The 19,584-nt window shown below is 73.8% G+C and carries 18 protein-coding genes; 8 read left to right on the forward strand and 10 right to left on the reverse strand.

What is annotated here, in order from left to right; genetic code table 11:
- Positions 1–64: 64 nt before the first annotated feature.
- The gene (locus ACIQFU_RS10405) at positions 65–856 is read left to right on the forward strand and encodes an SAM-dependent methyltransferase (protein ID WP_402550451.1); all 792 of its coding nucleotides are present in this window, start codon (positions 65–67) and stop codon (positions 854–856) included.
- Between the two features lie 29 nt (positions 857–885).
- Here ACIQFU_RS10405 and ACIQFU_RS10410 read toward each other — a convergent pair whose 3' ends face one another.
- The 5 genes from ACIQFU_RS10410 to ACIQFU_RS10430 form a co-directional block, all read right to left on the reverse strand.
- Entirely contained in the window at positions 886–1,071 is a 186-nt protein-coding gene (locus ACIQFU_RS10410; protein ID WP_402550452.1) for a hypothetical protein, read from the reverse strand.
- A gap of 94 nt (positions 1,072–1,165) precedes the next feature.
- Positions 1,166–2,200, reverse strand: a complete 1,035-nt coding sequence (locus ACIQFU_RS10415; RefSeq protein WP_402550453.1) for an ABC transporter substrate-binding protein — start codon at positions 2,198–2,200, stop codon at positions 1,166–1,168.
- Entirely contained in the window at positions 2,197–3,030 is an 834-nt protein-coding gene (locus tag ACIQFU_RS10420; RefSeq protein ID WP_402550454.1) for an ABC transporter ATP-binding protein, read from the reverse strand. The genes ACIQFU_RS10415 and ACIQFU_RS10420 overlap by 4 nt, the downstream gene beginning before the upstream one ends.
- A gap of 166 nt (positions 3,031–3,196) precedes the next feature.
- Positions 3,197–4,282 carry a FecCD family ABC transporter permease gene (locus ACIQFU_RS10425; protein WP_402550455.1) on the reverse strand — a complete coding sequence of 362 codons (1,086 nt, stop codon included), beginning with the start codon at positions 4,280–4,282 and terminating at the stop codon, positions 3,197–3,199.
- Positions 4,279–5,316, reverse strand: a complete 1,038-nt coding sequence (locus ACIQFU_RS10430; protein WP_402550456.1) for a FecCD family ABC transporter permease — start codon at positions 5,314–5,316, stop codon at positions 4,279–4,281. The genes ACIQFU_RS10425 and ACIQFU_RS10430 overlap by 4 nt, the downstream gene beginning before the upstream one ends.
- Before the next feature lie 157 nt (positions 5,317–5,473).
- Between ACIQFU_RS10430 and ACIQFU_RS10435 the strand changes: the two genes are divergently transcribed.
- The 6 genes from ACIQFU_RS10435 to proP all read left to right on the forward strand — a co-directional run bounded on the left by ACIQFU_RS10435 (position 5,474) and on the right by proP (position 13,386).
- Positions 5,474–6,037, forward strand: coding sequence for an MSMEG_1061 family FMN-dependent PPOX-type flavoprotein (locus tag ACIQFU_RS10435; RefSeq protein ID WP_402550457.1), 564 nt, complete (start codon positions 5,474–5,476; stop codon positions 6,035–6,037).
- Between the two features lie 102 nt (positions 6,038–6,139).
- Entirely contained in the window at positions 6,140–7,018 is an 879-nt protein-coding gene (gene cdtA / locus ACIQFU_RS10440; protein WP_402550458.1) for a siderophore ABC transporter ATP-binding protein CdtA, read from the forward strand.
- A complete protein-coding gene (gene cdtB, locus ACIQFU_RS10445) occupies positions 7,015–7,998 on the forward strand; it encodes a siderophore ABC transporter substrate-binding protein CdtB (protein ID WP_402550459.1) in 984 nt (327 codons plus the stop codon). The genes cdtA and cdtB overlap by 4 nt, the downstream gene beginning before the upstream one ends.
- A 7-nt stretch (positions 7,999–8,005) precedes the next feature.
- Positions 8,006–10,090, forward strand: coding sequence for a siderophore ABC transporter permease CdtC (cdtC, locus tag ACIQFU_RS10450; protein WP_402550460.1), 2,085 nt, complete (start codon positions 8,006–8,008; stop codon positions 10,088–10,090).
- A gap of 289 nt (positions 10,091–10,379) precedes the next feature.
- Complete coding sequence (locus ACIQFU_RS10455; RefSeq protein WP_402550461.1) at positions 10,380–11,717, forward strand: lipase family protein; 1,338 nt, start codon at positions 10,380–10,382, stop codon at positions 11,715–11,717.
- 181 nt (positions 11,718–11,898) lie between these two features.
- A complete protein-coding gene (gene proP, locus ACIQFU_RS10460) occupies positions 11,899–13,386 on the forward strand; it encodes a glycine betaine/L-proline transporter ProP (RefSeq protein ID WP_402550462.1) in 1,488 nt (495 codons plus the stop codon).
- Here proP and ACIQFU_RS10465 read toward each other — a convergent pair.
- Positions 13,350–14,285: an EamA family transporter gene (locus ACIQFU_RS10465; protein WP_402550463.1), complete on the reverse strand. Its 936-nt coding sequence runs from the start codon at positions 14,283–14,285 to the stop codon at positions 13,350–13,352. The genes proP and ACIQFU_RS10465 overlap by 37 nt on opposite strands.
- 215 nt (positions 14,286–14,500) lie before the next feature.
- On the opposite strand from ACIQFU_RS10465, the gene ACIQFU_RS10470 reads away from it, so the two are divergent.
- Entirely contained in the window at positions 14,501–15,250 is a 750-nt protein-coding gene (locus tag ACIQFU_RS10470; RefSeq protein WP_402550464.1) for a hypothetical protein, read from the forward strand.
- 18 nt (positions 15,251–15,268) lie between these two features.
- Here ACIQFU_RS10470 and ACIQFU_RS10475 read toward each other — a convergent pair whose 3' ends face one another.
- From ACIQFU_RS10475 to crtI, 4 genes are read right to left on the reverse strand one after another with little or no spacing between them, the layout of a single operon-like run.
- A complete protein-coding gene (locus ACIQFU_RS10475; protein WP_402550465.1) occupies positions 15,269–15,760 on the reverse strand; it encodes an MSMEG_6728 family protein in 492 nt (163 codons plus the stop codon).
- Positions 15,761–15,776: 16 nt separating this feature from the next.
- Positions 15,777–16,859: a DUF5914 domain-containing protein gene (locus ACIQFU_RS10480; protein ID WP_402550466.1), complete on the reverse strand. Its 1,083-nt coding sequence runs from the start codon at positions 16,857–16,859 to the stop codon at positions 15,777–15,779.
- Entirely contained in the window at positions 16,856–17,857 is a 1,002-nt protein-coding gene (locus tag ACIQFU_RS10485; RefSeq protein WP_402550467.1) for a phytoene/squalene synthase family protein, read from the reverse strand. The genes ACIQFU_RS10480 and ACIQFU_RS10485 overlap by 4 nt, the downstream gene beginning before the upstream one ends.
- Complete coding sequence (crtI, locus tag ACIQFU_RS10490; protein WP_402550468.1) at positions 17,854–19,368, reverse strand: phytoene desaturase family protein; 1,515 nt, start codon at positions 19,366–19,368, stop codon at positions 17,854–17,856. Before crtI ends, ACIQFU_RS10485 begins: the two co-directional genes overlap by 4 nt.
- Positions 19,369–19,584 lie beyond the last annotated feature (216 nt).

Here is a 19,584-nt window from a genome sequence, read left to right on the forward strand (position 1 = left end):
GAGACGGCAGTACGATGATCGAAAACTGCGGCGGAGCGTCACCTCCCGGACCACGGAGCCTGCCATGACGACGGACCATTCCCAGCCACCCCACATCGACACCGGCCGGGCCCATCCCGCGCGTGTCTACGACTGGCTGCTGGGCGGCAAGGACAACTACCCGGTCGACGAGGCGGTGGGCGAGACGCTGCCGCCCGAGGCCCGGGACGCGGCGCGACAGAACCGCGCGTTCATGAACCGCGCGGCCGCGCACCTCGCCGCACAGGGCATCGACCAGTTCCTGGACATCGGCACGGGCATCCCGACCGAGCCCAACCTGCACCAGATCGTCCAGCGGACGGTGCCCGGGGCCAGGGTCGTCTACGCCGACAACGACCCGATCGTGCTGCGGCACGCGGAGGCACTGCTGGTCAGCAGCCCCGAGGGGGCCACGGACTACATCCAGGCCGATGTCCGCGAGCCGGACGAGATCGTGCGGCACGCCCGGGGCATCCTGGACTTCGACCGGCCGATCGCGCTGTCGCTGATCGCCCTGATGCACTTCGTCCCGGACGACCAGGACGCCCACGGCATCGTCCGGGGACTGGTGGAGACCCTCCCCTCCGGCAGCCACCTGGTCCTCTCGCACGCCTCGATCGATCTCTTCCCCGAGCTTTCGCAGCAGGTGATCGCCGAGTACGCCAAGGGCGGCATCCGGCTCGGCTTCCGCACCCGGGCGGAGGTGACCCGCTTCTTCGAGGGCCTGGAGCTGGTGCCGCCCGGACTGGTCACCGCCACCGAATGGCACGGCGAGGGCATGGAGCCGCCCGCGCCCGAGGAGAGCGGCATCTACGCGGGCGTGGCGCGCATTCCCTGACCGGGCGACGGGAGGCCGTGGCGGTCGGCTCAGCGGCGGCGCCCGCGGGCCGACCAGCCGCTGCCGATCCCGGCGACGTGCAGGGCGAGCAGGGCGAGCCCGATGAGCATGACGTTGGTGGAGGTGAAGACGTCGTTGGTCGACACCTCCGCCGCGTTGATCAGCCAGGCGAGGAGGAACAGAACAGCCGCGACGATGGCGAGCACGGTGCACATCCCTTCGGATCGGCGGCACCGGGCCGGTGCCGTGTCACGCGTATGCCCCGGACGGGGCGCGTGACACGGCTCGCCCTCCGGGCGGGCCCGCGCGTCACTTGAGCGCGTCGGCGAACAGCGGCACCACCTTGTCGACGGCGTATCCGACCGACAGGACGGAGTTGGTGGCGAAGGCCCGGCTGATGTCCTGGTCGTCGAAGACGACGAAGTGGCCCCGCTCCACCGCCCCGAGCGTCCTGAAGAGCGGGTCGGAGGAGATCTTGCCGGCGTCCACCCCGATGGGGGCCATCACGACCAGGTCGGCGTCGAGCAGCTGGAGGTTCTCCTCGGAGACGGAGACGGAGAAGCCGGAACCGGCCTTCGCGTCGACCTTCGGGTTGTTGCGGAAGCCGAGCTGCTGGACGAAGTTGACCCGGTCGGTGCCCTTCACGTAGGCGCCCCACCCGGCGGAGGTGCGGGAGCCGACGGTGATCGTCCTGTCCTTGAACTCGGGGTGCGCCGCGGCGGCGGCGGTGAACTTCTTCTGGGTGCCGGCGATGAGCTGCTTGCCCTTGTCCGGCACACCGAGGGCGGTGGAGATCATGGTGGTCTGCTGCTGCCAGGCGATCTTGTACTGGTCGCCGCCCTCGGGTATGCCCACCGTCGGGGCGATCTTGCTGAGGGTGTCGTAACGGGTCTGGTCGCCGCTGGACTTCACGTCGAGGATCAGGTCGGGCTTCAGGGCGGCGATCTTCTCGTACTCGGGCTCCAGGGTGCCGATCTTCTGGGGGCTCTTGTCGTACAGACCCTTCGCCCAGGGGCCGACGCCGTCGCCGCCGAAGGCGAGCCAGTCGCTCTGGCCGACCGGCTGCACGCCGAGGGCGAGCGCGGTCTCGGCGTCGCCCCAGCCCAGCGCGACGACCCGCTCGGGCCGCGCGTCGACGGTGACGGTGCCGAACTTGGTGGCCACCTTCGCGGGGAAGGCACCGGACGTCTTCGACGCGGGCGCGTCGGACGCGGAGTCGGCCGGGCCGGACCCGGAGCCGCAGGCGGCGAGGACACCGAGCAGTACGGCGACGAGGGCGGCGCTCCGCAGGCGCCCCGGACGTCGGCCGGTCGGGGCGGGGGCGGCAGGGGGGTGCGAGGTCATGGGGACTCTTTCGGTAGGCGCGGATGCGGGGAGGTGATGTGGTGCCGCCCGATGGGGACGACCATCGGGGTGCCGGACGCGGGGTCCGGGACGACCGTCGAGTGCAGCCCGAACACGTCGTGGACGAGGGTTTGCGTGACGATGTCGGCGGGCGCGCCCTCGGCCACGACGCGGCCGGCCTTCATGGCGATCAGGTGATCGGCGTAGCGGCAGGCCAGGTTCAGGTCGTGCAGGACCACGGCGAGGGTGACGCCGCGGTCCCGGTTGAGGTCGGTGAGCAGGTCCAGGACGTCCAGCTGATGGCTGATGTCGAGGTAGGTGGTGGGTTCGTCGAGCAGGAGGATGTCGGTCTCCTGGGCGAGTGCCATGGCGATCCAGACGCGCTGGCGCTGTCCGCCGGAGAGTTCGTCCACCGAGCGGTCGGCGAGGTCGAGGACGTCGGTGGCGAGCATGGCGGCGGCGACACCCTCGCTGTCGGCGGAGGTCCAGCGGCGGAACCAGCCCTGGTGCGGGTAGCGGCCCCGGCCCACGAGGTCCGCGACGGTGATGGCGTCGGGCGCGACCGGGGACTGCGGCAGCATGCCGAGGGCAGCGGCGACCCGCTTGGTCGAGGTGGCGTGGATGTCCTTGCCGTCCAGGAGCACGGTGCCGGCCGTCGGGGTCAGCAGCCGCGCCAGGGCGCGCAGCAGGGTGGACTTGCCGCAGGCGTTGGGGCCGACGACGACGGTGAGGCGTCCGGGCGGCAGATCGACGTCGAGAGCGGAGATGATCTCGCGCTCGCCGTAGCCGAGACCGAGGCCCCTGGTCTGCAGGGCGTGCTGGGCCGTCACCGTGCGCTCCTTGTCGTCGGTTCTCTCGTCGTCGTTGTCTGCACTGCCGTCGCCGTCGCTGTCGCTGTCCGCACTGCCGTCGTCGCCGTTGCCGCGGTCGCCGTCTCAGCCGTCGCCGTCGCCGCCGACGTGCCCGGCGGGCCGGGGGGTTCGGGTCGGGACACGGTCACCCGCCCCGTCCGGCCCGGCCCGCGCGGGCGAGCAGCCACAGCAGATACGGGGCTCCGACGACGCTGGTCACCACGCCCACGGGCAGTTGGGTGTGCGGCAGCGCGTGCTGCGCGGTGAAGTCGGCCGCGCCGACCAGTGCCGCGCCGGTCAGCGCGGACGGCAGCAGGGCAGCGCCCTGGCCGGGCAGCAGCCGACGGGCGATCGGAGGGCTGACGAAGGCGACGAAGCCGATGGGACCCGCCGCGGCCGTGGCCACTCCCACGAGGGCGGTGGCGCTCGCCAGCAGGGCGAGCCGGCCGCGCTCGACGCGGGCGCCGAGACCACCGGCCGCCTCGTCCCCGAGCTGGAGCGCCGGCAGGCTCCGGGACGCGGCCAGGGTCAGCGGCAGGAGGACCGCGGCGCAGCCGAGCAGCGGCCACAGCTGGTTCCACGAGCGGCCGTTGAGGCTGCCCGCCAGCCACACGAACGCGTTCTGCGCCTCGGTGACCTCCGCCCGGGTCATCAGATAGGAGCGCAGGCTGACCAGTCCGGCGGCCACGCCGATGCCGATGAGCACGAACCGGCCGCCGCTGACCCCACCGCGCCAGGCCAGCAGGTAGATGGCGGTCCCGGCCACGAGCGCTCCGGCCAGCGCGCCCCCGGACAGGGCGAGACCGCTGAGGCCGAACGCCATCGAGGCGAGGACCGCCGCGGCACTCGCGCCGGCGCTGACGCCGATGACGTCGGGGCTGGCCAGGGGGTTGCGCAGCAGGGCCTGGAAGACCGCGCCGGACAGCCCGAAGCAGCAGCCGACGGCGAGGGCCAGCAGGGCGCGGGGCAGCCGCAGTTCGTGCACGACGAACCGGCTGCCCGGGTCGCCGCCGCCGGTGAGGACGGCCCACACGTCGGCGAGCGGGACCTGGATGTCGCCGACGGTGAGGGACAGCAGCAGCACGGCCACCGCGACGAGCGCCAGGCTCGCGCAGACGAGGCCGAAGCGGGTCCGGCGGGCGCGTCTGAGCCGGTCGACGCGGGCGGCGGCGGTGGCGCCGGCGAACCCGCCGCGGGTCCTGTGGCCGGTGAAGGCGGTGCGGGCGTTCACAGCGCGGCCTTTCCACGTCTGCGGACCAGGAGGATGAACGGCACGCAGCCCACGGCGGCGGTGACGACCCCCACCTGCACCTCACCGGGAGGGGCGACGACCCGGCCCACGACGTCGGCGACCAGGAGCAGTGCGGGCGCGAGCAGCGCGCTGTAGGGCAGGATCCAGCGGTGGTCGGGGCCGGTGACCATGCGCACGGTGTGCGGGACGGCGAGGCCGACGAAGCCGATGGGGCCGGCCACGGCGGTGGCCGCACCGCACAGCAGGACGGTGCTCGCCGCCCCGGCCAGCCGGGCCACGGCGACGCGCTGGCCGAGGGAGCGGGCGATGTCGTCGCCGAGGGCCAGTCCGTTGAGCCGCGGGCCCAGCGCGAGGGCGAGGACGGCGCCGGCGGCGACGAAGGGCAGCGCCTGCAGGAGGACGTCGAGTTCACGGCCGTTCAGGGCGCCGACCTGCCAGAACCGGAACTGGTCGTACGTCTGGCTGTCGGTGAGCAGCATGGTGTCGGTGACGGAGACCAGCAGCGCGGTGGCGGCGGCTCCGGCGAGGGCGAGTTTGACCGGGGTGGCGCCCTCCCGGCCGAAGCTCGCCACCCCGTACACGAGGACCGCCGCCAGGCAGGCACCGAGGAAGCCGAACCAGATGTACTGCTCCGGTTCGGTCAGCGACAGGACGCTCATGGCGAAGACGACGGCGACCGCGGCGCCCGAGTTGATGCCGAGCAGGCCCGGGTCGGCGAGCGGATTGCGGGTGACGCCCTGCATCACGGTGCCGGCCAGGCCCAGCGCGACGCCCGCGAGCAGACCGGCCAGGGTGCGTGGTATCCGCACTTCCCGGACGACGAGTTGAGCGCGCACGGAGCGGTCGGGGTCGAACACGCCGTGCACGAGGTCGTGGAGGGGGACGTCGCCCGCACCGACGCCGAGACTGAGGACGACGGCCGCGAGCAGCAGCACGACGAGTCCGCCAAGTCCCGCGGTGAGGACGGCGCGGCGGGGTGCGGGCCGCGGCCGGGCGGGTGGGGCTGGGGGCATCTACGGTTTCCTTGGGAGGGCACGGGGCAGCCCGAACTCACCGGAGTGGTCACTTCCGGATGTTAGGTAAGGCGAACCTAACATCAGATAATGTTGCCTGCGCAACCACCAGCCGGAAGCATCCGCTTCCGGTCAGCACACACCCGTGGAGCCGGACTTGCCAGACACGATCGACGCGACCGAGGACCGACCGGACGCCGCGACCGGGCACGGCTGGGTCGAACTGGACTCACCCGCCGAACTGCGCGAGCTGCTGGGCGAGCCCTGGCCCGTGGTCATCGACAAGGTGCACGACCGGCTCACCGACGACGACCGGGGCATCCTGGCCCGCTCCCCCTTCTGCCTGCTGGCCACGTCCGACGCGGGCGGCAACTGCGACGTGTCGCCCCGCGGCGACGCCCCCGGGTTCACCCACGTCCTCGACTCCGGCACCCTCGCCCTGCCCGACCGCGCGGGCAACCGGCGCGGGGACAGCTTCCACAACATCCTGGACAATCCGCACGCCGGCCTGCTGTATCTGATCCCCGGCGGCAAGGAGGTGCTCCGGATCAACGGCCGGGCGCGCATCCTCACCGATGCGCCGTTCTTCGGCACGATGGCGCGGAACGGAAGGCGTCCGGACCTCGCCCTGCTCCTGGAGATCGACGAGATCTACCTCCACTGCCCGATGTCCCTGAACCGGGCGGGACTGTGGAACACCCGTCCCCCGAAGGCGAGTTGATATCCCGCTTCCGGCAGGGGACACGCCGGCGGGACGGCGGCCGCGTTCGGGTGTGACCCCCGCCTCTACCAGCACCTCTTAGGTTAGGCTAACCTTCACTGCGTGAGATCAGCTGAAGACGCGGCCGGCCCCCCGCGACTGCGCGGACACGAGCTGTCGGCGACGGGCGTGACCGTCGCCTACGACGGCGTCGATGTCGTGCACGACGCGGAGGTCAGGCTCAGGCCCGGCGAAGTGACCGTCCTGGTGGGTCCGAACGGCAGTGGGAAGTCGACGCTGCTGCGGACCGTGGCCCGGCTGCAGCGCGCCCGCAGTGCCACCCTCGACATCGACGGCACCACCGACGGCCTGGCGCTGACGTCCCGTGAGTTCTCCCGGTACGTCGCCCTGCTGACGCAGGGACGGCCGACCCCCGGCGGGCTGACCGTGCGGGACGTCGTCGAGTTCGGCCGCTATCCGTACCGGGGCCGCTGGGGGCGGCCCGACCCGGACGGCCCGGCCGCCGTCGACCGGGCGCTCGCGCTCACCGGGGTCGACGAGTTCGCCGACCGCGGTGCCGACCACCTCTCCGGCGGTCAGTTGCAGCGGGTGTGGCTCGCGAGCTGTCTCGCCCAGGAGACCGGCGTACTGCTCCTGGACGAACCGACCACCTACCTCGACCTGCGCTACCAGGTCGAACTCCTCGACCTCGTCCGCGACCTGGCGGACGAGCACGGCATCGCCGTCGGGGTCGTCCTGCACGACCTCGACCAGGCGGCGGCCGTCGCCGACCGGATCACGCTGCTCGAAGCGGGCCGGATCGTCGCGGACGGCCTGCCCGAGGACGTACTGACGCCGGAACGGCTGACCGCCGTGTACGGCATCCGGATCGACGTCGACACCGACCCCCTGACCGGCCGGCTGCGCACCCGCCCGATCGGCCGCCATCACATACGAACCCCCGGCATACGAACCCCCGAAAGGCTCGGCACCACCTCATGAGACGCCTCCTGCTCACCGCGGCCGCCACCACCGCCGCGGCGCTCACCCTCGCCGCCTGCGGCACCACCGAACCCGCCGCCGACAAGACGGAGAAGAAGGCCTCCGAGGCGATCACGCTCAAGGACGGCAAGGGCACCGAGGTGAAGCTCGACGGGCCGGCCACCAAGGTCGTCGCCACCGAGTGGAACGTCGTCGAGAGCCTCGTCTCGCTCGGGGTCGACCCGGTCGGCGTCGCGGACGTCAAGGGCTACAAGGCCTGGGACAGCGCGGTGCCGCTGAAGAACGAGCCGAAGGACATCGGCACCCGCGGCGAGCCGAGCATGGACACCGTCGCCTCCCTCGCCCCCGACCTCATCGTCGCCACCACGGACCTCACCCCGGCCGCCGTGAAGCAGCTGCGCGAGGTCGCACCGGTGATCGAGGTGACCTCCGCCGACGGCACCGGCCAGATCGACCAGATGCTGGAGAACGTCGACCTCATCGCCGAGGCCACCGGCACCACGGACAAGGCGAAGTCGCTGCGCGAGGGCTTCGAGACCAAGGTCGCCGAGGGCAGGAAGGCCCTGGCAGACGCCGGGCTGGCCGGCACGGACTTCGCCTTCGCGGACGGCTACGTCGCCTCCAACCAGGTATCGATCCGCCCCTACACGGCGACCTCGCTCATCGGCGAGGTCAACGAGGCCATCGGTCTCGAGAACGCCTGGACGGTCAAGGGCGACGAGGCCTACGGTCTCGGCACCACCGACGTCGAGGGCCTGACCAAGCTGCCGAAGGACACCCGGTTCGCCTACATCGGCAACGACGACGACCCGAGCGCCACCCCGTTCACCGGTGAGCTGGCCAAGAACTCGGTGTGGAAGTCCCTGCCGTTCGTGAAGGCCGGCGACGTGCACCGCCTCGACGACGGCATCTGGATGTTCGGCGGTCCCGGGTCGATGGAGGCGTACGTCGACGCCGTCGTCGGCGCCCTGACGAAGTAGCGGGGCCATGGCCGTCACCGCAACCGAACCCGCCACCGAGCCCACCGCGGCCCGTCCGTCGGCGGTGCCGCCGTCCCGGTCGGGCGCGGCCGCGGTGACGGCCGGAATCCTCCTGCTGGTCGCCGTCCTCGCCGTCGTCGACATCACCCAGGGCACCGCCGCCGTCGGACCGTCCGAGGTCCTGCGTGCCCTCACCGGGCAGGCCGATCCGGACGACGCGTCCGTCGTCGTCGCCTCCCGGCTGCCCCGGATGACCGCGGGGCTCCTGGTCGGCGCCGTCCTGGGCACGGCCGGCGCCGTGCTCCAGGCGGTCAGCCGCAACGTGCTCGCCTCGCCCGACACCCTCGCGGTGAACGCGGGTTCCTACCTGGCCCTCGGGCTCGTCGGAGCGACCGGCGTGTCGCTGCCGATGCTCGCCTCGTCCGGGGTCGCCTTCGTGGGCGGACTCGCGGCGGCGGCCGTCGTCCTCGGGCTGTCCGGCCTCGGCACGGGCACCGTCCGGCTGGTGCTGGCGGGCACCGCGCTGATGCTGGGCCTGAACTCCATGACCGAGGGGCTGCTGCTGCTCTTCCCGGAGCAGACGGAGGGCCTCTACGCGTGGAACCAGGGCAGCATCGCCCAGAACGGCTTCGACGGCGTCCTGCAGATGCTGCCGGTCGCCCTGACCGGACTCGTGGGCCTGCTGCTGACCGCCCGCCGGGTGGACGCGCTGGCCCTCGGCGACGACGCGGCGCGCGGTCTCGGCGTCCCGGTCCGGGCCACCCGCGTGACGGTCGTCGTGCTGGCGGCGCTGCTGTCCGCCGCCGCCGTCACGCTCGCCGGCCCGATCGGCTTCGTCGGCCTGTGCGCGCCCGCCCTGGTGCGCCCGCTCGCCCGCCGGTTCCGCGGCTTCACCCGCTCCCGTACGGCCATGTCCGCGGCGGCGCTGACCGGCGCGGCCCTCGTACTCGGTTCGGACGTGCTGCTGCGGGCCCTGGTCTCGGCCGACCGGTCGGTGTCCGTGCCCACGGGCGTCGTCACGAGCCTGGTCGGCGCCGTGTTCCTGGTCGCCATGGCGCTGCGGGTGCGGGACACCGCCGGGGCCGGGGCGCCGGACCGGCTGCGCATCCCGGGCCGTGCGGTGTTCCTGGCCACGGTCGCCGTCCTGGTCGTGGCCCTGGTGGGGCTGGTGATCGCCGCCGTGCTGGTGGGCGACACCAAGCTGCTGCTCGGCGACGTCGTCAACTGGGCCCAGGGCCGGGCCGGGCGGGCGGTCTCCTTCGTGCTGGACACGCGGGTGCCCCGGGTGCTCGCGGCCCTGGGCGCGGGCGCGGCGCTCGCCCTGGCCGGCACGCTCGTGCAGGCCGTCACCCGCAACCCCCTCGCCGAACCGAACGTCCTCGGGGTGACCGGCGGCGGCGCGCTGGGCGCGGTGATCCTGGTGACCACGGTGCCGGCCGCCGGGACGTGGGGCGTCGCCGGTGCCGCGTTCGCGGGTTCCGCGGTCACCGCGGTCCTGGTCTTCGGGCTCGCCGCCCGGGGCGGTTTCCGGCAGAACCGGCTGGTCCTCGTCGGCATCGGCGTGGCCTCCGGGACGGCGGCGCTGATCAGCCTGCTGATCGTGCTCACCGACCCGTTCAACGCGACCAAGGCGCTGACCTGGCTGTCGGGTTCGACCTACGGGCGGACCCTGCCGGACGTCGTGCCGGTCGCGCTGGCGCTGCTCGTCGGCATCGGGGTCGCGGTCGCCCGGCGCACCGAACTCGACCTGATCTCGCTGGACGAGGACACGCCGCGGCTGCTCGGCCTGCGGCTGGCTCCGGGCCGCCTCGGGTTCCTGGTGCTGAGCGTGGTCCTCAGCTCGACCGCGGTGGCCTGCGCGGGCACGATCGGGTTCGTGGGGCTGGTCGCCCCGCACGCGGCACGCGCCCTCGTGGGCCGCCGGCACGTGCGGGTCGTGCCGGTCGCGATTCTCCTCGGCGCCCTTCTCGTCTGCGCCGCCGACCTGCTCGGCCGCACGGTGATCGCCCCGGCCCAGCTCGGGGCGGGGCTCATGACGGCGGTGATCGGGACGCCGTACTTCCTGTACCTGCTGGTACGGAGCCGGCGCTAGGCGATCCCGGGACGGAGAACCGGGGGCCCGCGGATCCGAGCCCCCGTAGGGAGCCGCCATGGACCGGCGCGGCGCGGACGGGGGCCACCTGGGCCCAGCGCGTTCCGGCCGCCCGGTCCGGCTCTTGTTAGACGTGGCGTCAAGTTACTGAACCGTAATGAGTCGGGTGCTACCCCTGGTAACCCCTGTCCGGTTACGGTCCCGTAACCCCACAGGAGCAGCGCGACCACGGCCCTGACCCCACGGGACCGCGGACGACCGGATCCGGCCCTTCCCCAGGAGGTTCGCCATGCCCCCACGTCCACGCATGCTCGCCGCGGCGACCGCCGTCGCCCTCGCCCTCGGCGTCCAGGCCGTCCCGGCCGTCGCGTCCGACGGCGCGGCCACCGACCCGGCCACCACGACGTCGCGCGGCGTCGAGATACCGGCCTTCTACACCCCGCCGTCCCAGCTCCCCGCCGCCGACGGCACACTGATCCGCACCGAGCCGCTGCCCCTGGCGCTGAGCCTGCCCGGCATCGGCGGACCCCTTCCGGGCCGGGCGACGCGCCTGATGTACAAGACCACCGACGCGAACGGCGAAGCCGTCGCCGTGACCGGCGCCTACATCGAACCGGCCGCGAAGTGGCGCGGCGACGGGCCGCGTCCCCTGGTCGCCGTCGCGCCCGGCACGATGGGGCAGGGCGACCAGTGCGCCGCCTCGATGGCCCTGGAACACCCGTTGCGGCTCAACGGCCAGACGGTCTCCGTCGGTTACGAGGACCTGTCGGTCTACCGGCTGCTGCTGCGCGGCGTCGCCGTCGTCGTCACCGACTACGTGGGCCTCGGCACCACCGACCGGCTGCACACCTACGTCAACCGCCTCGACGGGGCCCACGCGGTGCTCGACGCCGTGCGTGCCGCGCGCTCCCTCGACTCGTCGTCCGTCACCGCCGACTCCCGCGTGGGCCTGTTCGGGTACAGCCAGGGCGGCGGCGCCACGGCGGCCGCGGCCGAGCTGCAGCCCTCCTACGCCCCGGACGTCCGGTTGTCCGGCACCTACGCCGGCGCTCCGCCCGCCGACCTGACGGAGGTGACGAAGGCGATCGACGGCAGCGACCTGGCGGGCGCGCTGGGCTGGTCGCTCAACGGCTTCCTGCAGACCGAGCCGGCCCTGCGGCCCATCGCCGACCGGTACGTCAACGAGGCGGGCGAGGAGGCGCTGGACGACCTGTCGACCATGTGTGTGGGCGACGCGCTCCTCGGCTACGGCGGCGACAGCAGCACGGCATGGACGAAGACCGGGCAGTCCCTCAGCGACATCATCCGGGCCGAGCCCGCGCTCCGGGAGTTCCTGGCCGAGCAGCGCATCGGCGCACTGCGGCCCGCCGGCCCCGTGCGGGTGGCGACGGGCACCGGCGACGACCTGGTCCCCCACGGCCAGGCCCGCCGGCTGGCCGTCGACTGGTGCGACAAGGGCGCGAAGGTCACCTACGTCCCCGTGCTGCTGCCGGGGGTGGGCAGCGGCCTGCTCAACCACTTCGCGCCGTTGCTCACCGATCAGGGCAACGCGATCTCCTGGCTCACCGACCGGCTCTCCGGCAAGCCGGCCGGCTCCAACTGCTGGAGCATGCCGGTACAGCCCTGAGCCGTACCGCCGCGCCGCGGCCCGGGGCGTCCGCGCCGCCCCGGGCAGCGGCTCCGGCATGCGCCGGTACCGGGTTGCGGCACAGAATTCGCTCAGGCGAACTGTGGCGGAGCGACAGGAAGGCAGCGGCGTGGTCGACGCGAAGCCCGACGGCGGGTCCGGTCCCCCGAGCGGGAGGAAGATGCCGAGCACGGTGGCGCACCTGCCCCGGCAGGTGCGCGAGGAGCTGACCCGCCGGCTGCGCCGCACCAAGCGGGCCTTTCGCGAGGAGGACGTCCAGGTCGTCGAGGCGCCGCTGCTCAAGCGCGCGGTCGGGGCCTCGGCGCTCGGCAACTGCATGGAGTGGTTCGACTTCGGCGTCTACAGCTATCTGGCCGCCACCATCGGCAAGGTGTTCTTCCCCGGCGCCTCCCCCGCCGCCCAGGTGATCTCCTCCTTCGCCACCTTCGCCGCGGCCTTCGTCGTACGCCCGCTCGGCGGCCTGGTCTTCGGCCCGCTCGGGGACCGCGTCGGACGGCAGAAGGTCCTCGCCACCACCATGATCATGATGGCGCTCGGCACCTTCTCCATCGGCCTCATCCCCAGTTACGACACCATCGGCATCGCCGCCCCGGTCCTGCTGCTGCTCGCCCGGATGGTCCAGGGCTTCTCCACCGGCGGCGAGTACGGCGGCGCCACCACCTTCGTCGCCGAGTACTCACCCGACCGGCGGCGCGGGTTCCTCTCCAGCTGGCTCGACTTCGGCACCTTCGTCGGCTACGCGCTGGGCTCGGCGCTGGTCACCGTCCTGAACCTGTCCCTGACCGACGCCCAGATGCTGCACTGGGGCTGGCGGCTGCCGTTCCTGATCGCCGGCCCGCTCGGCGTCATCGGCCTGTACATGCGGCTCAAGCTGGAGGAGTCCCCCGCCTTCCAGCAGCAGCTCGACGAGCACGAGAAGGGCCTCGCCCAGGAGTCGGCGGGCAGCGAGTTCAAGACCATCGTGCGCGACCACTGGCGTCCGCTGCTCGTCTGCATGGGCCTGGTGCTGCTCTACAACGTCACCAACTACATGGTCACCGGCTATCTGCCGACCTACCAGACGGAGACCCTGGACCGCTCCAGCGGCTTCGCGGACGTGCTGGTGCTGATCGGCATGGTGTGGATCGTGCTGCTGATCACCTTCCTCGGACGGCTCAGCGACCACGTCGGCCGCCGCCCGCTGTACGCCGTCGGCGCCGCGGCGATGATCGTCCTCGCCGTGCCGGCGTTCCTGCTGCTGAGGTCGGACGGCGTCTGGGCGCCGGTCCTCGGGGTGCTGCTGCTGTCCACCCTGCTGGCCTGCTTCGCCGCGCCCAGCGCCGCCACCCTGCCGGCGCTGTTCCCGACCGCGGTGCGCTATGCCGCGATGGCCATCGGCTTCAACTTCGCCGTCGCGGCCTTCGGCGGCACCACGCCGCTGGTTACCGAGGCGCTGGTGAGCATCACCGGCGACGACCTGATGCCCGCCTACTACCTGATGGTCGCGGGCGCCATCGGCCTGGTGACCGTGAGGTTCCTGCCCGAGAGCGCCCAGGTGCCGTTGCACGGCTCGCAGCCCATGGTGGGCTCCCCGCAGGAACGGCGCGAGCTGATCACGACCTCGAAGGACCTCTACACCTTCTCCAAGGACCGCTCGAAGGCCCTCTGACGCCCCGCCGCGGACCGTCGCCGGCGCACGGCCGGCAGCGCGCCCGACCCCACCGCGACCCCGGCGAACACCAGGGCGCTGCCCACGGCCTGGGCCGCGCCGTAGGAACCCGCGCCGACGAGCGGGGCCGTGCAGGCGGCGGCGACCGGGATCAGCCCGGAGAACAGGGTGGCGCGCTCGGCCCCGATCCGCTGCATGCCCATGTACCAGCACACGAACCCGACGACGGTGACCACCACCGCCTGCCACAGCAGCGCGCCTGTCTCCACCGCGTCCGGCCGGCGCAGCCACCCGGCCCCGTCGGCCAGGACGCCCGCCACCGCCGACTCGGCCGCCGCGATGCCGCACACCACGGTGGACAGCAGCCGCGGGCCAAGAGGCCGCAGTACGGGCACGGCCAGGACGGCGAAGCCGACCTCACCGGCCAGCGCGCACACGGAGAAGGCGATGCCCGCGGCGTCGGTGCGCCCCCAGCCCTGGACGGTGAAGGCTCCCACGGCCACGAACAGGGCCCCGTACAGGACGGCCCGTTGTGGCCGGCGCCCGTCCAGGAGCGGGACGAGGACGGCGACCACCACGGGCGCGCAGCCCACGAACACGCCGGGCACCGCGGGCTCCGCCGTGCGTTCCGCGGCGAGGACGGCGAGGTTGAAGCCGACCATGCCCACGGCCGCGAGCAGCGCGAGGCGTGTCCAGCGGGCGGCGCCGAGGGACCGCAGCCGGGTCGACGCGCCGGGGCCGGCCAGCGGGAGGAGCAGCAGGAAGGCCAGGCCGTAGCGCAGGAACTGGCCGCCCGCGTACGGGTAGTCCCCGAGCAGGCTGTTGGCGGTGAAGGACCCTCCGACGAGGACACAGGCGAGCGCGGCGAGCAGGGCCCCGCGCGAGGTGGTGGGGTTCATGGCGACGACGCTAGAGAGCACGGCGGTCCGCCGAGAGGTCCATTTCGTGGGCGCCGTCGGGGACCAATCCGCGCCGGGACCACTCACACGCCCGTCACGCCCTCTCCACCGGGTGCATGCCGGGGGAATCGGGGGTAATCGGAGGGTTCCGGTGTCAACACATCGGTCGAACAAGGGATTTGACGGCAATGACCGGACATGGGAAAGGACTGCCAGTGCGCACCAGCAAAGTGGCAACCGCCGTGGCGACCGCGAGTGTCTCCGTCGCCCTGCTGGCCGGCTGCGGCGGCGATTCGGGCGACGAGGGCAAGCCCTTCGAGGGGCAGAGTGCCGACGACATCGCCGCGAAGGCCGTCGAGGCGACCCGGCAGGCGAAGTCCATGCACGTGAAGGGCGACACCCGGCTGGAGGACGGCAGCACCGTCAGCATCGACGTCTCGGTCGACCAGGAGAAGAACTGCCAGGGCACCATCGGCGCGGGCGGCACCGAGGCGGACGTGCGGCACACCGACGCGACCCTCTACCTGCGGGGCGACGAGCGGTACTGGCGGACCGCCCTGGAGCAGCAGCCCGACGCGGCGCGGGAGATGGCGCCGAAGCTCCGGGACAAGTGGGTGAAGATGCCGGCGAACGACGCCACGACCGCCGGGGTCTGCGACAAGCAGGGTTTCGTCGCCGCCATGGACCAGGACGAGTCGGAGCGCCGGGGCATGAAGCGCGGTGCGACGGCGGAGGTGAACGGCGAGGAGGCCCTGAAGCTGACCAAGGACGCCTCCGGCGGCGAGAAGCTCACCCTCTACGTCGCCGCGGAGGGCGAGCCGTACATCCTGAAGACCACGACCGAGGGCGGCAGGAGCCCCGGCAGCGTCACCTTCGGCGAGTACGACAAGAAGGTGGCCCCCGAGCAGCCGCCGGCCGACGAGACGGTCGACATGAAGGAACTCGCGGCCGGGCAGCAGACCTGATCGCCCCGCACCGACCGCCTAGGAGGCGGCGCCGCCCGCGTCCCCGCGCTCCCGGTCCGAACGCGGCCACACGTAGGGCAGGTCGTCCGGGACCTCCGGGAACAGCTCGGCGTACACCTCGGGCTCCTTGCGCACCAGGGCCGAGCGGTGGCTGCGGTGGAAGGCCTCGTCGCCGACCCAGGGCGGCAGTTCCCCGGCGGCCGCCAGCTCCGGCTGGTCACGCACCGGCTCCCCCGGGCGGCACTCGGCGAGGCCCGCGACGAGTGAGGCCGCGCAGCTGTCCTGGTGACCCTGCTCGCGCCAGACCCGGCAGACGTCGAGGCCGTAGCGGACCAGTGCCTCCTCGTAGCCTGTCCACATCCGCACCGCGGGGTGCCTGCGCCAGCCGTAGCCGGGGACGGTGAGTCCGCGCAGCACCTGGAGCGCCTCCACCCGCTGTTTGCCCAGGCGCCGCCGGTCCAGGGCCAGTGCGGAGTCCCGGAAACCGGGGTGGGGGAGGAAGGTCTGCATCGCGGTGCCGCTCCGTTCAGCCGGGGAAGAGGCCGCGGGCGCGCAGGTGTCCGCGGCGTTCGGCGTAGGCGAGGTCGTCGCGCCACAGGCGGCCGGCGGCGGCGCGCATCAGCGGCCGCAGGGCCGGTGCCAGACGCCGGGCGAGGGGGAAGCCGGGCCGGTCCGAGGTGGCGAGTACCGCCTCGACGACCGCGGTGCGCGGCCGGCCGCTCCCGTCCGGGCCGAGCGGCGTGGCGTGGCTCTCCACGACGGATCCGGTGCCCTCGCCTTCGGTGATGCGCATGACGACGGTGCGGGGTCCGGGCGCGGTGAACTCGGCCCGCACGGGGACGACCAGGCGCCCGGTCAGCCGGAAGGACACGTCCACGACGAAGCGGTCGTCCTCGCCTTCGTTCCGCCCTTCGTCCCACCCTTCGTTCCGCCCTTCGTCCTCCACTCCGTCCGCGCCGCCGCCGCGCGGTGCCTCGCCGGGCGCCTCGACGACGGTGAGGTCCACGAAGGAGTACGGGTGGAACCAGGCTCCGTGCCACGGGTCGAGCCGGTTGGCGACGACGTCCTCGGGCTCGCAGGTCCCCACCCCGCGCCACACGGACGTCAGCGCCGTCGCCCGGGGCGGCCGGCCCGGCACGAGGGGCGCCGGGGTGGGCGGCTCCTCTCCCACGGTGTCCAGCCTTGCCCACACCAGTACGCCGTCGTCGTGGACCGGCAGGGGTTCCCAGCCGGCGAACGGGGTGCCGTCCAGGGCGAGTCCGTGCCAGTGGCAGACGAGCGTGCCGCACCGCACCGGGCTGTCGGCCAGCGGGGCGCCGAGGTGGGGGCAGGCGCCGGGGCCGCCCACGAGCCGCCCGAGCGCGTCGCGCCAGACGACGACTTCGACGCCGGCGACGGTGCCGGACAGCGGACGCGCGGGCCGTACGTCCGTGCTCGCGCCGAGGACGTACCAGTTGCCGGAGGGACGGGCCTGCGCACGCTTGAGGGCCGCGGCGATGACGGCGGGCCGGGCCTCGCGCCACGTCGGCCGCTGCCGCTCCCATGGGATCGCGTGGCGCCGCAGCCGCAGGGGAAGGCGTCCCCGGCGGGGGCGGGGTTCGGTACTCATCCGGGCTCCTTCGCGTCCAGGGCGTCGCCGCCGTACGGCACCGGTGCCGGCGGGACGGCGCGGCGTGCACCGAGCCGGGCGGCGAGCACGCGGACGAGCCCGTCGGCCGCGACGGCCGCGCGCCGCCGGCGGGGCACCACCGCCCGCCGGTGCAGTACCGCGTACCCGCCCTCCGCGACGGTGTCCAGGATGTTCCGGTACAGCAGGAAGGCGGTGCGGATGCAGGGCCGTGCGACGGGATCGAGCATGGCGAGGCCGGGCTCGGCCTCGCGGTAGACGCCCCGGGTGAGGTCCTCGGCGGCCCGCAGCGCGGCCGTGATGCGCCGGTCGTGGCGGCCGGTGGACCTGCTCCACAGCAACAGGTCACGGTGGACGCCGTGCGCGGCCAGCAGGTCGGCGGGGAGGTAGATCCGGCCGCGGTCCAGGTCCTCGCCGACGTCCCGCAGGAAGTTGGTCAGCTGGAAGGCGACGCCCAGCGCGGCGGCGTGCGGGGCGGCCAGGGCGCGGTCGGTCACGGTTCCGAGGACGGGCAGCATCTGCAGGCCGATGACGGCGGCCGAGCCGTGCGTGTAGGTGCGCAGATCGGCGTAGGTGGCGTAGTCGGTGACCGTGAGGTCGGCGCGCATCGAGGCCATGAAGTCGGTGAAGTGCGCCGGTTCGATGGCGTACCGGGCGGCGGTGTCGGCCAGGGCGAGCACCACGGGTTCGGCGGCCGGCCGGCCGCCGGTGAGCGCCTGGCGCAGCAGCCGGTCGAGGCGGGTGAGGGCGGCGGCGCGCTCGGCGGGCGTGGCGTCGGTCCCCGTGTCGTCGACGATGTCGTCCGCCCGGCGCGCGAACCCGTACAGGGCGTGCACGGCGGGCCTGCGGTCGACGGGCAGGAGGCGGGTGGCCAGGAAGTAGGTGCGGCCGTGGCGGGCGTTGAGGAGCCGGCACCGGGTGTAGGCGTCCCGCAGCCGCGGGTCGGTGATGCCGGCGGCGTCGAGTTCGCGCCCGGTCATCGCTGCCCGGCCCCGGTCGCGGCGCGGGCCGGGAGGCCGGTGATGCGGGCGGCGGCCAGTTTCCCGGAGATCAGTACGGTCGGTACGCCGACGCCCGGGGTGGTCCCGCAGCCCGCGAGGACCGCGTTGTCGGTGCCGCGCACCAGGTTGCGGGGCCGGAAGGGCCCGGTCTGGGCGAAGGTGTGGGCCACCGAGAACGGGGTGCCGGCGGCGTGCCCCTGTGCGGTCCAGTCGGCGGGTGTCACCAGGCACTCCTCCTCCACGGCGGCGGCGATGCCGGTCAGTCCCCGGCGTTCCAGGGTGGCGAGCAGTCGGTCGCGGTAGCGGGGCGCGAGGTCGCTCCAGGCCCGGGCGCCGGGGCCGATGTCGGTGTTGGGGCAGGGGGCGAGGACGTAGTGGAGGTGGCGGCCCTCGGGGGCGAGGGACGGGTCGTGGGCGGTGGGCCGGGTGATCAGCAGGGACGGGTCTGTCATGAGGGTGCCGGTCCTGGTGAGTTCGTCGAAGGTCCGGCGCCACGCGGCGCCGAAGGAGAGCGTGTGGTGGGCCAGGTGCGGCCAGGTGCGGGTGGTGCCGGCGTGCAGGACGACGGCGGAGGGCGCGTGCCGCAGGGCGACGGGGCGGCGCGGGCGGCGGCCCAGGAGCCGGTGGGAGACGGGCAGGTCGGGGGTGAGGACGACGGCGTCGCACGGGATGCGCTCGTGGTCGGTGACGACGGCGGTGACGCGGCCGCCGGACCGTTCCAGGCGGGTGACGTCCCGTCCGAGGCGCAGGTCGGCCCCGGCCTCGGCAGCGGCCGCGGCCATGGCACGGGGCAGGGCGTGCAGGCCGCCGCGCGGGAAGTAGACGCCGGCGACGGTGTCCATGTAGGCGATGACGGCGTAGGCGGCCAGTGCCCGGGAGGGTGCGACACCGGCGTACAGGGCCTGGAAGGAGAAGACCCGTTTGAGCCGTTCGTCCGTCAGGAACCGTCCGATGCGGGTGTCGAGCCGGCCGAAGCCGCCCAGGGCGGCGAGCCGGGCCAGGTCGGGGGTGAGCAGGCCGAGCGGCGAGTCGAAGTTGGCGTCGATGAACCGGCGCAGCTGCACGGTGTACAGCCGCCCGAGCCAGTCGCGCAGCCGCCGGTACCCGGCCGCCTCCCGGGGCCCGGCGAACCGTTCGACCTCCGTCTCCATCGCGTCGGCGTCGGTGTGCACGTCCAGGGTGGTGCCGTCGGCGAAGCAGGCCCGGTAGGCGGGGTGCAGGGGCAGGAGTTCGACGCGGTCGCGCAGCCGTTCGCCGACGGCCGCGAAGGCCTCGTCGGCCAGGTCCGGCATGGTCAGCACGGTCGGGCCGGTGTCCAGGTGGTAGCCGCCGAGGTCGCGCCGTCCGGCCCGGCCGCCGGGCTGCGGGTCGCGTTCCACGACCGTCACCCGGCGTCCCGCGCCCAGCAGGTGCAGGGTGGCGGCGAGTCCGGCGAGCCCGGCTCCGACGACCACGACGTGGTCGGTGCGACCGGTCACCGTCCGCGTCATCGCGCGCTCCGTTCCGCGGGCGGTTCGTCCGGCCGGTGGTCGCCGTGGGCGGCCGTGCTGCGGCGCATCGCGGGTCCTCTCGTACGGGTCGGCGTCATGCCTTCCCCCTTCGCCCGCGGCGCGACGCCACGCGGGCCGCTTCCCGTCCGGCAGTCACCCGCCCGGCGGTACGGCGCTTCCGGGCGGGTGGGCGTGTCGGGCCGGCCAGCGCGCCGC

This window comes from Streptomyces sp. NPDC093065 (assembly GCF_044754585.1).
Classification (GTDB): Bacteria; Actinomycetota; Actinomycetes; order Streptomycetales; family Streptomycetaceae; genus Streptomyces.